General features: G+C 73.1%; 14 protein-coding genes. 7 read left to right on the top strand and 7 right to left on the bottom strand.

Annotated elements, in window-relative coordinates:
* Nucleotides 1-26: 26 nt before the first annotated feature.
* Nucleotides 27-1,184, bottom strand: a complete 1,158-nt coding sequence (locus BMY97_RS05525; protein ID WP_091613448.1) for a M50 family metallopeptidase — start codon at nucleotides 1,182-1,184, stop codon at nucleotides 27-29.
* A gap of 670 nt (nucleotides 1,185-1,854) precedes the next feature.
* Between BMY97_RS05525 and BMY97_RS05520 the strand changes: the two genes are divergently transcribed.
* The 5 genes from BMY97_RS05520 (at nucleotide 1,855) to BMY97_RS05500 (ending at nucleotide 6,297) form a co-directional block, all read left to right on the top strand.
* The gene (locus tag BMY97_RS05520) at nucleotides 1,855-2,748 is read left to right on the top strand and encodes a RecB family exonuclease (protein WP_091613445.1); all 894 of its coding nucleotides are present in this window, start codon (nucleotides 1,855-1,857) and stop codon (nucleotides 2,746-2,748) included.
* Nucleotides 2,748-3,539 (top strand): thioesterase family protein, encoded by a 792-nt coding sequence (locus BMY97_RS05515; protein WP_091613444.1) that lies wholly within the window; start codon nucleotides 2,748-2,750, stop codon nucleotides 3,537-3,539. Before BMY97_RS05520 ends, BMY97_RS05515 begins: the two co-directional genes overlap by 1 nt.
* 63 nt (nucleotides 3,540-3,602) lie before the next feature.
* Nucleotides 3,603-4,538 carry a ParA family protein gene (locus BMY97_RS05510; RefSeq protein WP_091613441.1) on the top strand — a complete coding sequence of 312 codons (936 nt, stop codon included), beginning with the start codon at nucleotides 3,603-3,605 and terminating at the stop codon, nucleotides 4,536-4,538.
* A gap of 197 nt (nucleotides 4,539-4,735) precedes the next feature.
* On the top strand, nucleotides 4,736-5,059 hold the full coding sequence (locus tag BMY97_RS05505; RefSeq protein WP_091614555.1) for a YciI family protein: 324 nt from the start codon (nucleotides 4,736-4,738) through the stop codon (nucleotides 5,057-5,059).
* Nucleotides 5,056-6,297 (top strand): RNA polymerase sigma factor, encoded by a 1,242-nt coding sequence (locus tag BMY97_RS05500; protein WP_091613439.1) that lies wholly within the window; start codon nucleotides 5,056-5,058, stop codon nucleotides 6,295-6,297. The genes BMY97_RS05505 and BMY97_RS05500 overlap by 4 nt, the downstream gene beginning before the upstream one ends.
* Before the next feature lie 25 nt (nucleotides 6,298-6,322).
* Here BMY97_RS05500 and hisG read toward each other — a convergent pair whose 3' ends face one another.
* The 3 genes from hisG to BMY97_RS05485 all read right to left on the bottom strand — a co-directional run bounded on the left by hisG (nucleotide 6,323) and on the right by BMY97_RS05485 (nucleotide 8,219).
* Nucleotides 6,323-7,168, bottom strand: coding sequence for an ATP phosphoribosyltransferase (gene hisG, locus BMY97_RS05495; RefSeq protein ID WP_091613436.1), 846 nt, complete (start codon nucleotides 7,166-7,168; stop codon nucleotides 6,323-6,325).
* Nucleotides 7,169-7,203: 35 nt separating this feature from the next.
* Nucleotides 7,204-7,467: a phosphoribosyl-ATP diphosphatase gene (locus BMY97_RS05490; protein WP_091614552.1), complete on the bottom strand. Its 264-nt coding sequence runs from the start codon at nucleotides 7,465-7,467 to the stop codon at nucleotides 7,204-7,206.
* 65 nt (nucleotides 7,468-7,532) lie between these two features.
* Nucleotides 7,533-8,219 (bottom strand): HAD family hydrolase, encoded by a 687-nt coding sequence (locus BMY97_RS05485; protein WP_245787169.1) that lies wholly within the window; start codon nucleotides 8,217-8,219, stop codon nucleotides 7,533-7,535.
* Nucleotides 8,220-8,361: 142 nt separating this feature from the next.
* Here BMY97_RS05485 and BMY97_RS05480 point away from each other — a divergent pair, with 142 nt between their 5' ends.
* Nucleotides 8,362-9,276: a PAC2 family protein gene (locus BMY97_RS05480; RefSeq protein WP_091613430.1), complete on the top strand. Its 915-nt coding sequence runs from the start codon at nucleotides 8,362-8,364 to the stop codon at nucleotides 9,274-9,276.
* A 209-nt stretch (nucleotides 9,277-9,485) separates the two neighbouring features.
* On the opposite strand, the gene BMY97_RS05475 is transcribed toward BMY97_RS05480, so the two are convergent.
* From BMY97_RS05475 to BMY97_RS05465, 3 genes are read right to left on the bottom strand one after another with little or no spacing between them, the layout of a single operon-like run.
* The gene (locus BMY97_RS05475) at nucleotides 9,486-10,316 is read right to left on the bottom strand and encodes a metallophosphoesterase family protein (RefSeq protein ID WP_091613428.1); all 831 of its coding nucleotides are present in this window, start codon (nucleotides 10,314-10,316) and stop codon (nucleotides 9,486-9,488) included.
* Nucleotides 10,280-11,554: an MFS transporter gene (locus BMY97_RS05470; RefSeq protein ID WP_091613425.1), complete on the bottom strand. Its 1,275-nt coding sequence runs from the start codon at nucleotides 11,552-11,554 to the stop codon at nucleotides 10,280-10,282. Before BMY97_RS05470 ends, BMY97_RS05475 begins: the two co-directional genes overlap by 37 nt.
* Entirely contained in the window at nucleotides 11,551-12,138 is a 588-nt protein-coding gene (locus tag BMY97_RS05465; RefSeq protein WP_091613423.1) for an ArsR/SmtB family transcription factor, read from the bottom strand. Before BMY97_RS05465 ends, BMY97_RS05470 begins: the two co-directional genes overlap by 4 nt.
* A gap of 147 nt (nucleotides 12,139-12,285) precedes the next feature.
* On the opposite strand from BMY97_RS05465, the gene BMY97_RS05460 reads away from it, so the two are divergent.
* Nucleotides 12,286-12,774 (top strand): MarR family winged helix-turn-helix transcriptional regulator, encoded by a 489-nt coding sequence (locus tag BMY97_RS05460; protein ID WP_091613420.1) that lies wholly within the window; start codon nucleotides 12,286-12,288, stop codon nucleotides 12,772-12,774.
* Nucleotides 12,775-12,861 lie beyond the last annotated feature (87 nt).

Here is a 12,861-nt window from a genome sequence, read left to right as displayed (position 1 = left end):
GTCGCCCGCGCGGGCCGCGGCTGGGGTCAGTACCCGCGGCGATCGCGCACGAGCGCGGCCCGGAGATCGTCCCGGCGCAGCACCCCGGCCGGCCGGCCTTCGTCGTCGACCACGAGGAACTGCCACGCCGGGGTTTCGCGGACCCGCTCGGCGATCTCCTCGCCCGGTTCGGAGGCCAGCAGCACGGTCTCGGCGCGGATCGGCTCGGCCGCCAGCTCCGCGGGCGCATGCGGATTGGCCGCGGCGAGCTGTTCGGCGGCCTGCTCGTCGAGCAGGCCGGCCGCGACTCCGTCCGCCCGCACGAGCACTACGCCGCGGCCGGCGGACGCGGCGAGCGCGTCGGACACCGGGCTCTCCGCGGGCAGCTGCAGCACCGGCCGCACCAGCTCGGTGATCTCCAGCCCGTCCGGCCAGCTCCGCCGGGCCTCGGCGACGAGCTCGGCGCGGGCGCCCAGGATGACGAACCACGCCGTGACCACGCAGACGCCCAGGCGCAGCCAGCGGTCCTCGCTCGCGGTCGCCAGACCCCACAGCGCCCACACGATCAGCGCGGTCGCGACCAGCGCGCCGCCGGCCACCGCGGCGCGGGTGCCCTTGGCGCGCAGCCCGGTCGCCGCCCACACGCCGGCGCGCACCAGGCGCCCGCCGTCCAGCGGCAGTCCCGGGAGCAGGTTGAACAGCCCGACCGCGAAGTTCGCCACGGCGCACTCGGCGATCAGCAGCCACACCGCGCCGTCCGGCGGCACCGCGAGCAGCAGCAGCGCGCAGAACCCGCCGAGCACCAGCGAAACGGCCGGGCCCGCCGCGGCGACCAGCCCTTCCTGCCCCGGCTTGCGCGGGGTCCGCGCCACTTCGGACAGTCCGCCGAGCAGGAACAGCCGCAGCCGCCGCACCGGGATTCCGAGCCGCAGCGCGACCAGGCAGTGCCCCAGCTCGTGGGCGAGCACCGAGAGCCCGAGCAGCACCGCGAACGCGGCCGCCAGCAGCCACGACATCGGCGTGGACGCGTCCGGCAGCAACCGGCCGACCAGCGGCGCGTAGAGCACGACGATGATGGCCGAGCCGATCCACCAGGACGGCGCGAGCAGGACCGGGACCCCGCCGACGCGGAACAGCAGCAGCCCGCCGTCGCCGCTGGCGGCCCGCCGGGGCGGCCGGGCACTGTGCTGACGGGTTGCGGCCATGCGGGCAAGAGTAAAGGGCAGGGTGTGGGAAGGCGGTTATCCGCCCCGCGCGGACGAGTGGTGTCGCCGGTTCCGGCCGGTCAGAGCCGTTCGGGGCGGGGGGCGGCTGTCGGTAGCTCGATGGCGATGGCCAGGCCGGGTGCGGGGGCTTCCTGGTCTGCTGCCACGGCAACCCGGCCCCGCTCCCAGGCCCGACACGCCGACCGCAGCCCGGGACGGCCACGGCAGCCCGGCCCGTTCCCCTGGCCTGACACGCCCCCGGGCCCGACACGCCCCGCACCCACAGCAGCCCGACCCGCTCCCAGGCCCGACACGCCGCGCCCACCGCAGCCCAGGGTGCCCACCGCATCCCGGCCCCGCCCCGGGCCCGACACGCCCCGCACCCACCGCAGCCCGGCCCGCCCCAGGCCCGACACGCCCCACACCCACCGCAGCCCGGCCCGCCCCAGGCCCGACACGCCCCACACCCACCGCAGTCACCCTCATCCGGGCCTCCCGCCAGACCTGCGGCCCCAGCCCTCCCCCCGTTCCCGGCCGGTGGCCCAGCCTGGCTTTTCCCGCCCGGCGCGAGCCGGTGGCGCCGGGCCGGCCCACGATGGTGGCGGTCCTCATGCCGTGCCCCGCGAGTCGCGCGAGCGGAAGTGTCGGTGCCCGGCGTTACGCTCTGGCCATGCCCGACACCGCTACGGTCACCACTCCCCCCGAGGCCGGTGGCGCGCCCGTCCGCAGGCGGCCCGCGCTGTCGCCGTCCCGCGCGAGCGACTTCAAGCAGTGCCCGCTGCTCTACCGCTTCCGGGCCGTCGACCGGCTGCCGGAGGTGCCCACGCGGGCGCAGCTGCGCGGCACGCTCGTCCACGCCGTGCTGGAGCGGCTCTTCGCGCTGCCCGCGGACGAACGCGTCCCGCCGCGCGCGAAAGAGCTGATCGAGCCCACCTGGGCCGAGCTGTCCGCGGGCAGTCCGGAATGGACGGAGCTGTTCGAGGGCGAAGACGACGACGAGACCGGCAAGTGGCTGCAGTCCGCGGAAAAGCTGCTCGACTCGTACTTCGGCCTGGAGGACCCGCGCCGGCTGGAGCCGGAGGCCTGTGAGCTGCACGTGGAGATCGAACTCGGCTCCGGGGTGCTGTTGCGCGGCTACATCGACCGGGTCGACGTCGCGCCCACCGGCGAGATCCGGGTGGTGGACTACAAGACCGGGGCCGCGCCGCGCGAGATCGGCGAGGCCAAGGCGATGTTCCAGATGAAGTTCTACGCCGTGGTGCTCTGGCGCCTGCGCGGCGTGGTGCCGCGGCAGCTGAAGCTGATGTACCTGACCGACGGGCAGTCCCTCGCGTACACGCCGGACGAGGCGGAGCTGGTCCGCTTCGAGCGGACGCTGGAGGCGATCTGGCAGGCCATCCTCAAGGCGGGCAAGACCGGCGACTTCCGGCCCAACCCCGGCAAGCTGTGCTCGTGGTGCGATCACCAGGCGCACTGCCCGGAGTTCGGCGGCACGCCCCCGGAGTACCCGGGCTGGCCGGAACCGGACGCGGGCGAAGAGACCGCACTGGACCGGGCCGACTGATGGCCGACGCCTTCTACGCGCCACTCGGCGAAGAGCGGTACGCCGCCACCGAGCACACCAGCGGCCCGTGGGCGCCGGGCGCGCAGCACTTCGGCCCGCCGTCGGCGCTGCTCGTGCGCGGGCTCGAGCGGATCGAGGCACCGCACCCGTCGCTGCTGGCGCGGGTGACCGTCGAGATACTCGGCCCCGCACCGGTCGCGGAGCTGGACCAGCGGTCGTGGGTGGAGCGGCCGGGCCGTTCGGTCGAGCTGCTGCAGTCGGAGCTGTCCGCCGCGGGCCGGGTCGTCGCCCGGGCTTCGGCGTGGCGGATCGCGACCACCGGCACCGAAGCCGTGGCCACCGACGCCGGGCCGCTGCTGCCCTCGGCCGAGGCCGGCACCGAGACGGCGTTCCCGGACGACTGGGCCGGCGGCTACCTGCAGGCCATCGAGTGGCGCGCGGTGCGCGGCGGGATCTCCGCGCCCGGGCCCGCCGCGGTCTGGGGCCGGCAGCGGATCCCGCTGGTCGACGGCGAGGAGCCGACCGGGCTGCAGCGGCTGTTCGCGATCGCCGACTCCGGCAACGGGGTGTCGCACTTCCTCCCGGCGCGCGACTGGTGGTTCATCAACTCGGAGCTGACCGTCCACCTGCGCCGCGAGCCCGAGGGCGAATGGATGGGGCTCGACGCGGTTACGCTGGTCGGCCCACACGGAATCGGCACGGCCACGAGTACCCTGCACGACGGTTCCGGTCCGGTCGGCACGGGGGCGCAGGCCCTGCTCGTCCGTCCGCGACAGGCCGGAGGCGAATAACCGCGCGGACCCGCCCCGGATCCAATAGCCTTCGCGGAACGACCGACAAGGGAGCGCTCCGGCATGCAGATCACCTCGGTGGTCAACCAGAAAGGCGGGGTCGGCAAGACCTCGCTGAGCGTCGGCACCGCCGCGGCACTCGCCGAGCGCGGCCGGCGGGTGCTGCTGATCGACCTCGACCCGCAGGGGCACGCCACCACCGAGATGCTCGGCCTGGACGAGGTCGCCTCGGACATGCCCAGCCTGGCGAAGGCGCTGACCAAGCTGTGGAAGGGCTCGATCGAAGAACTGGCCGTGCCGCATCCGCGCAGCAACATCGGCCGCGGCGGCGCGTTCGACGTCATCCCGACCTCGCCGGGCATGTTCGACCTGATCCGGCGGCTGGACCAGTTCCGCGTGCCCGGCTGGCAGCTCGCCCGGGTGATCCAGTTCGCGCACTACGACCACGTGGTGATCGACTGCCCGCCGGCGCTCGACGTGCTGACCAACAACGCGCTCGCGGCCTCGCACGGCATCCTGGTGCCGGTGCAGCCGGACAAGACCAGCATCCGCGCGATGCGGCTGCTGGCCGACCAGGTGCGTTACGTGGAGCAGACCACCGGCCGCTCGCCGCTCGCCTGGTACGGCATCGTGCCCGGCCTCTACCGGCGGCCCATCTCGCACTACGCGGCCGCGGCGCTGCAGGAGATGTACAACTTCGGCGTGCCGATGCTCTCGCACGTCCCGCTCGGCGTGGTGATGAACGAGGCGGCCGCCCACGGCGTCCCGGTCACCACGTACGCGCCGGAGACGCTGCAAGCCCTGTCGTTCCGCGAGATCGCCGACACGCTCGACGGCTACCTCGCCCAGAACCCCGGCCCCACCGAGGTCCCGGCCGACGACGAGTTCGTCTTCGAGGACTTCATCTCCGAGGTCGCGGTGGCCCGCAACGTCAACGACAACGGCGCCCGCAAGAAGCTCTACGACCTGATGCCCAAGCGCCCGCAACGGCCCCGCTGACCGTCCACTCGGGAACTCGGCCGCGCCGGAAAACCCCTGAGCAGCAGGGAACCGCGACCATGAAGCTGACGACCATCACGCAGGTCACCGTCGCCGGAGTGGCGCGGGGAAACGGCGGCGCGTCGGAAGAGGACCGCAGGAACGGATGCGAGCGCGGTACGCCGGCAAGTGAACCGTCCACCGCACGGGAGATGAGCATGCAGTACCTGCTTTCCGTGATCCACGACCAGCCCAGCCTCGCCGACGCGGAGGAGCAGGCGGCGATCGACGTGTTCAACGAGCGGCTCCAGGCCGAGGGCCACTGGGTCTTCGCCGGCGGGCTCGGCGCCCCCGGCTCGGCCACGGTCATCGACAACCGGGGCGGGGAGGCGCTGATCACCGACGGGCCGTTCCTGGAGTCCAAGGAGTACCTGGCCGGCTTCTGGATCATCGACGCCGACGACCTCGACGTGGCGCTCAAGCTCGCCGCCGAAGGCTCGAAAGCCTGCAACCGCAAGGTCGAGGTCCGCCCGTTCCGGTGAGCAGCGCCGACGTCCGGGAGGCCATCGCCCGGGTCCACCGCGCGGAGTGGACCCGGGTGGTGGCCGCGCTGACCAGGCGGTTCGGCGACCTCGACATCGCCGAAGAAGCGGCGGCCGAGGCGTTCGCGACCGCCGTCGAGCGGTGGCCGGCCGACGGCCTGCCGCCCAACCCCGGCGCCTGGCTGACCACCACCGCCAACCGCAAGGCCATCGACCGGATCCGGCGCGAGAACAAGCGCGACGACAAGCAGAAGGAGGCTCGGGCCAGGCACGACGACGACCCACCCGAGCCCGACGGCGCCGTCGGCGACGACCGGCTCCGGCTGATCTTCACCTGCTGTCACCCGGCGCTGGCGCTGCAGACCCGCGTCGCGCTGACGTTGCGGATGGTCGCCGGCCTGACCATGCCCGAGATCGCCCGCGCCTTCCTGATGCAGGAAAGCGCCATGGGGCAACGGATCACCCGCGCGAAGGCCAAGATCAAGGCGGCCCGCATCCCCTACCGCGTGCCGTCCGCCGAGGACCTGCCGGCCCGCGTGTCCGGGGTGCTCACCGTCCTCTTCCTCGTCTTCAACGAGGGTTACCTCGCGACCGGCCCGGACACCGATCCCGTCCGGCACGACCTCACCGCCGAGGCGATCCGCCTCACCCGCCTGATCCGCGCGCTGCTGCCGGAAGACGGCGAGGTGACCGGGATGCTGGCGCTGATGCTGCTCACCGAAGCCCGCCGCAGCGCCCGGATTTCGGCCGACGGCGAACTGGTCGCCCTCGGTGAGCAGGACCGCGGGGCCTGGGACACCGTGCTGATCGCCGAGGGGCACCGGCTGGTGCGCGAACGCCTCGCCGCGGCCGCCGCCGGGACACCCCCGGGCCGCTACCAGATCCTCGCCGCGATCAATGCCGTGCACACCTCCGCCCGCGACGTCGGCGACACCGACTGGTCACAGGTCCTCGCCCTCTACGACCAGCTCGCCCACCTCGACCCGTCACCGATCGTGGCACTCAACCGGGCCATCGCCGTCGCCGAGATCGACGGCCCTCAGGTGGCACTGGCGACCGTCGACCGGCTCGACGGCCAACTGGCCGGCTATCACGCCTACCACGCGACCCGGGCCGACCTGCTTCGCCGTCTGGGCCGAAGCCGGCAGTCACGCGCCGCGTACGACAGAGCCATCGAGCTGGCAGGCAACACCGCCGAGACCGCCGCGCTGACCCGCCGCCGCGATCAGCTCGGCTGACGCGCGGCGGATCCGGCGAGCGCGGTCAGAGGCGGCAGGACCGGATGTCCGAGGCGAGAATGGCCTTCGCGCCGACGTCCGCCAGTTCGTCCATCACCTGGTTGACCGCCTTGCGCGCCACCATGGCCCGGACGGCGACCCAGTTGTCGTCCGCGAGCGGGGCGACGGTGGGCGACTCGAGGCCGGGGGTGATGGCGATGGCCTGCTCGAGGATCCCGCGCGGGCAGTCGTAGTCCAGCATCAGGTACTGCTGCGCGAACACGACCCCGCGCAACCGGGCGGCCACCTGCGACTTCGCCTTCGACGCGGCGCTGCCCTCGCGCTCCAGCAGGACCGCCTCGGACACGCAGATCGGGTCGCCGAAGGCCACCAGGTTGTTCTGGCGCAGCGAACGGCCGGACTCGACCACGTCGGCGATCGCGTCGGCGACGCCGAGCTGGATCGAGATCTCCACCGCGCCGTCGAGGCGGATCACCTCGGCCTCGACGCCGTGGCGCTTGAGGTCCTCGCGGACCAGCCGCGGGTACGACGTCGCCAGGCGTTTGCCGTGCAGGTCGGCGGGCTTCCACTCCTGGCCGGCCGGGCCGGCGTAGCGGAAGGTCGAGCCGCCGAAGCCCAGCGCGAGCACCTCGGTGACCGGCGCGCCCGAGTCGAGCGCGAGGTCCCGGCCGGTGATGCCGAGGTCCAGGTCGCCGGACCCGACGTAGATGGCGATGTCCTTGGGGCGCAAGAAGAAGAACTCGACCTCGTTGACGGGGTCGAGGACCGTCAGGTCGCGCTGCTCATGCCGCCTGCGGTAGCCCGCCTCGCCGAGCATCTCCGACGCCGTGGCGGCGAGGGCTCCCTTGTTCGGCACGGCAACACGCAGCATTTCGGTCTCTCCTCGGTCTCCGGTGCGCGAGCGCGTCACAGGTAGCGGTAGACGTCCTCGGCCGAGATCCCCCGGCCGAGCATCAGCACCTGGACCCGGTACAGCAGTTGCGAGATCTCCTCGGCCAGGCGGTCGTCGGACTCGTGCTCGGCGGCGATCCACACCTCGCCCGCTTCTTCGAGCACCTTCTTGCCCTGGGCATGCACTCCGGCGTCCAGGGCCAGGACGGTGCCGGACCCGTCGGGACGGGTACGCGCGCGCTCGGCAAGCTCCGCGAACAGCTCATCGAAGGTCTTCACGGTCTGCAGATCCTTCCACCCCGCGTGCGCGTCCGCCGCCCCGGGTGACCCGGCTGACGCCCGCGTCACACCAGGCTCCGCAGCCCGGCGAGCGTGGCGGCGTCGACGCCCACGAGCGAACCGCGGAACACCCGCCGCTCCCCCGGCGGGACGTCGACGTCGTTGGGCACGACGAGCACCGTGCAGCCCGCCGACTCGGCCGACTCCGCGCCCGGCGGCGAGTCCTCCACCGCGACGCACTGCTCCGCCGGCACGCCCAGCAGCTCGGCGGCCTTCAGGTACGGGCGCGGGTGCGGCTTGTTCAGCCCGTCCACCTCGTCGCCACAGACGGTGACGGCGAAGAACTCGCGCCCGATCGTGTTCAGCGCCAGCTCGGTCAGGGCCCGCTCGGTGGAGGTGACCAGCGCGGACGGCACGCCCGCGGCCTTCACCGCGGCCAGTGCCTCGCGGGCGCCCGGGCGCCACGGCAGCGCGTCGTCGAACAGCCCCGCGGTGCGCCGCCGGATCCACTCGCCGGTCTCGGCGACCGACTCGGGCGTGACCGGACGACCGGTCGCTTCGAGCAGCACGGTCGAGGTGGCGTCCATGTTGGACCCCACCAGCGTCAGCCGGATTTCCTCGCTGAGCCGCCCGCCGAGCATCTCCGCGGCCTCGTACAGCGCGACGTCCCAGAGCTTCTCGGAATCGACGAGGGTGCCGTCCATGTCCCACAGGACGGCAGCCAATCCGTCCGAAGAGGACGGTGCAGTCACAGGTGTCTCCTAGTCTTGTCGGGCGCCACGGCGGCGCCACGCCGGGTGCCGGCCCGCCCGGAAAGTGTGGTCTTCGATCCGGTCACGGCCTGCGGTCGGACATGCTGCACAGCGTACGGGCGCAGGGTCGTAGGCTGGTCAGGTGAGTGAGCCCGTCGACGAGACCCAGCGACCCCCCGAGCCGGATCGCGCCCGCCCGGAACCGAACCGCCCGCTGATGGTGGTGGCCTTCGAAGGCTGGAACGACGCTGGTGACGCGGCCAGCCGCGCGGTCGAGCACCTGCAGCTCAACTGGGACGCCACCCCGCTGGCCGAGCTGGAGCCGGACGACTACTACGACTTCCAGGTGAGCAGGCCCACAGTGCGCATGGTCGACGGCGTCACCCGCCGCGTGGACTGGCCGACCACCCGGTTGTCGGTCTGCCGCCCCGAGGGCCTCGACCACGACGTGGTGCTCGTGCAGGGCCCCGAGCCGAACATGCGCTGGCGCGCGTTCTGCGCGGAGCTGCTGGAGCACATCATGCAGCTCGACGTGGCCACCGTCGTCACGCTCGGCGCCCTGCTCGCGGACACCGCGCACACCCGGCCCGTCCCGGTCACCGGGACGGCGTACGACAAGGACACGGCGAGCCAGTTCCGGCTGGAGCTGAACAACTACCAGGGCCCGACCGGCATCGTCGGCGTGCTGCAGGACTACTGCGTGCAGGCCGGCATCCCGGCGGTGTCCATCTGGGCCGCGGTGCCGCACTACGTCTCGCACCCGCCGTCCCCGAAGGCGACGCTGGCGCTGCTGCACAAGCTGGAGGACGTCCTGGACGTCGAGATCCCGCTGGGCGCGCTGCCGGAGCAGTCGGAGGAGTGGGAGCGCACGGTCACCGAGATGGCCGACGAGGACGAGGAGATCGCCGAGTACGTCCGCGGCCTCGAAGAGCGTGGCGACGCCGAAACCGACGTCACCATGGAGGAGGTCTCCGGCGACAAGATCGCCGCGGAGTTCGAGCGGTACCTGCGCCGGCGCCGTCCGGGGCAGGAGGGCGGCGGCTTCGGCCTGCGCTGATCCCCGCGACGATCGGAGGGGCTGCGCGCCATCACGGTGCGCGGCCCCTCCGTCGTTTCCGGGGACGGTCAGCTGCCCGGCGGCCGACAGCTCCCCGAGCGTGGCCGGGGAAACGTCGCCGAGCACCGTGCGTACCAAGGGGTTCCCCGGTTGCCAATCCGACCGGAAGTAGGCGGACGCGGACCGCAGCCGATTCGGTTGAAGGGACGTCAGGCCGTGAGCAGTTTCCGGATCGGGACCGCGCCGCGGGCCCGGCGGCTCCACTCGCGCGGGTAGCCGAGTGAGACCTCCTCGAACCGGACGCCGTCGGCCGAGGTGGTGCGCGGGATGTGCAAGTGGCCGTACACGGCCAATTCGGCGCGGTAGCGCAGGTGCCAGTCCTCGGTCTCCGTGGTGCCGCACCAGAGCGCGAACTCCGGGTAGTAGAGCGGCGCCGTCGGGTGGCGGTGCAGCGGCCAGTGCGACATCAGGATCGTGCCGTGGTCTTCCGGGATCGCGTCGAGCCGGTCGGTGCTGACCTTCAGCCGCTCGGCGCACCAGGCCTGCCGGCTCGGGTACGGGTCCGGGTGCAGGAAGTACTCGTCGGTGCAGACCACCCCGGCCTCGCGCGCCTGCGCCAGCGCGACCTCGCGGGACTTCCCCTCGGCGGCCGGGGTGCGCCAGCTGTAGTCGTAGAGCACGAACAGCGGCGCGATGGTCAGCGGCCGCGCGCCGTGCTCCCACACCGGGTACTCGTCCTCCGGGGTGAGCACGTCGATCGAGCGGCACAGCTCGACGAGGTGCTCGTAACGGGCCTGCCCGCGCAGCTGGACCTCGTCCTTCGGCGTGGTCCACAGCTCGTGGTTCCCGGGCACCCACACGACTTTCGCGAACCGCTCGCGCAAGGTGGCGAGCGTGTCGCGGATCGACGACGCGCGTTCGGCGACGTCGCCCACGACCAGCAGCCAGTCTTCCGGCGCGTCGGGCACGACGCGGTCGACGATCGGCGCGTTGCCTTCGTGGGTCACATGGAGGTCGCTGGTGGCGAAGAGAGACGGCACTCCTCCACCGTAACCACTCCCGGGCCGGCAGAACGCCGGAACCGCCCCTTACCCGCTCCCAGCAGCACCAGCCCGGCGAGCACGTAGATCCCGGACTGGACGTCCAGCAGCACCGCGGGCCCGGTGACCACCACCAGCGTGCCCGCGAGCAGCGCCCCCGCGGCCGTGCCCGCCGCCATCACCGCGAACACGGTGCTCAGCACCCGTCCGGCCCGTTCCGGCGCGGCCACCCCCTGCAGGTGCGAGAGCAGCCCAGCACCGGTCACCACGGCCGGCGCGCCGACCACCATGAACAGCCCGACGTACAGGCCCAGTGCCGTGGTGGCGAACGCCAGGTTCCAGATCAGCGCGGACAGCGCCCCGGTCACGAGCGAGCCCCACGCGAGCAGCCGCACCGGCGCGACGCGACGGGCCACTGTCGCCACCGCGAACCCCGCGGCCAGCCCGCCGATCGCCTGCACTCCGCGCAGCAGCCCGGCGTCGGCCTCGCTGCCGCCCAGCACCTCGAGCACGAACACCACGAACAGCACCAGGAACATGCCCTGCGCGACGGCCGCGAGCACCGTGGCGACGCCGGTGGCGCGCAGCCGCGGGTCACCCGTCAGCTCTCGCAAGCCCGCCAGCCACGCCTTGAACACCGGCTCCTTCACCGTCGCCACAACGGTTTCCGGGCCGACGCGCCGGAACGGGCGCACCAGCAGCAGGCCCGCCAGCGCGAGTGCGCCGAGGTAGCCGAGCACCACGCTCTCCAGCCCGCCCCAGCCGAGCAGCACCCCGCCGGCCCAGCCGCCCGCGAGCCGGGCGACGCTGCCGTTCACGCTCATCAGCCCGATCGCGCCGGTCACCTCCCCCGGGCCGACCAGCTCCTGCACCAGGGCGTTGCGGGCCGGCTCGAAGACCGACGCCAGCCCGGCCTGCGCCGCCATCACGACGTAGACCAGCGCGACCGGGATCCCCGCGCCGGCCAGGAGCGGCAGCACCACCACAGCCTGGGCCGCGCACACCACGACCAGCACCGCGCGACGGTTCCACCGGTCGGCCACGACCCCCGCGGCCGGGCTGAGCAGCACGGTCGGCAGCAGACCGAGCGCGATGCTCAGCCCGGTTGCCACGGCCGAGCCGGTGCTGGTGAACAGGAACAGCGGCACCGCGACCTGCAGGATCCACTCGGCCGTCTCGCCGAAGAACGCCGCCACCCACAGCCGTACGAAGGCGGGAATCGCCAGCAGCTGTCTCACGCGCTCGGCTTCCCGTCGTGCTCGATCCGCAGGAAGGCGCGCACGCCCATGTGCACCGGGCGCGCACTGTCGGGGGCGTCCTGCCGGATCGCGCCGACGTACGGGCGCACCAGCGCGTCGATCGCCGTGACCAGGCGTTCCAGCTCCGCGGGCGTGACCCGCAGCGTGTAGTTGGTCATCCCGCCGGCATCGCGCCACTCGGGGCCGAGCCCGTCGAACGAGTCCAGGTACCGCTGGGTCAGCTCCTGCTCCTGGCTCAGCTGCGTGCCGACGACGGCGAGCTGCGCACTGGTCAGCACCGGGTCGTCGCTGAAGTCGCCCAGGTCGAGGCCGACCTGCCGGGCCGACCACGGGCGCTCGCGGCCGTCGCCGCCCTCGGCGCGCTCGACCAGGCCGTACTGCGCCAGCTGGCGCAGGTGCCAGCTGCAGTTGGACGCCGTGGACCCGACCGCGTCCGCGCACTCGCTCGCGGTCCTCGGCCCGATGGCGGTGAGGTACTGCAACAGCGCCGTCCGCAGCGGGTGCGCCAGCGCTCGCAGCAGCTCGGCGTCGTCGACGCGCTTGCGCGGGGGCAGCTCGGCCATGGTTCGCTCCGATACCTGAAAGGATTCTTTCGAAAGACTTCCTTCAGGTTTGCAGCCGCCTGACCTGCTGTCAACCGGCTTCGCTACCATCACGGACAGTTACTGCACGAAGCAGCGACTGCGCCCGTGAGCCCTGAGGACGGTCTGTTGCCCCACCAGCGAGAACTCGCCACCGCCGCCGCGCTCGCGCTGCCCCGTTTCGTCAGCTCCACCGTGCGCTTCCACACCGCGGTCGCCGACCGACTCGGCGTGACGCCGGCCGAGCTGCACTGCCTCCAGCTCGTGCACAGCGGCGCCACCGACTCCCCCACCGAGCTGGCCCGGCTGCTCGGGATGACCACCGGCGCGTTCACCCGGATGCTCGACCGGATGGAGCGCGCCCGGCTCGTCGAGCGCGCCACCGACACGGCCGACCGGCGGCGGCTGCGCGTGCGCCCGCTGCCCGACCGGATGGCGGAGCTGACCGACCTCTACGCCCCGCTCGCCCAGCGGCTCGGCGAGCGGATGGCGTCGTTCGACCGGCGTCAGCTGACCGCGCTGGTGGCGTTTCTGACCGACGGCGAAACGGCGGCCGACCAGGAGGCCGCCACGCTGCTCGCCGGAGACGACGAAGCGGCCCGCGAAATAACGGGTTGACCGAGCGGGCGGCCGTCGCGTTAGGCTGTCGCCACCATGTACAGCTGAACCGAGCCCTTCCCCGCATCGAGGCCGCTCCGGTCGAGC

Origin of the sequence: Amycolatopsis saalfeldensis (assembly GCF_900110575.1) — a bacterium.
In the GTDB taxonomy this organism is placed as follows: domain Bacteria; phylum Actinomycetota; class Actinomycetes; order Mycobacteriales; family Pseudonocardiaceae; genus Amycolatopsis; species Amycolatopsis saalfeldensis.
The sequence above is the reverse complement of the archived record's forward strand: the minus strand, read 5'-3'. Positions and strand labels throughout refer to the sequence as shown.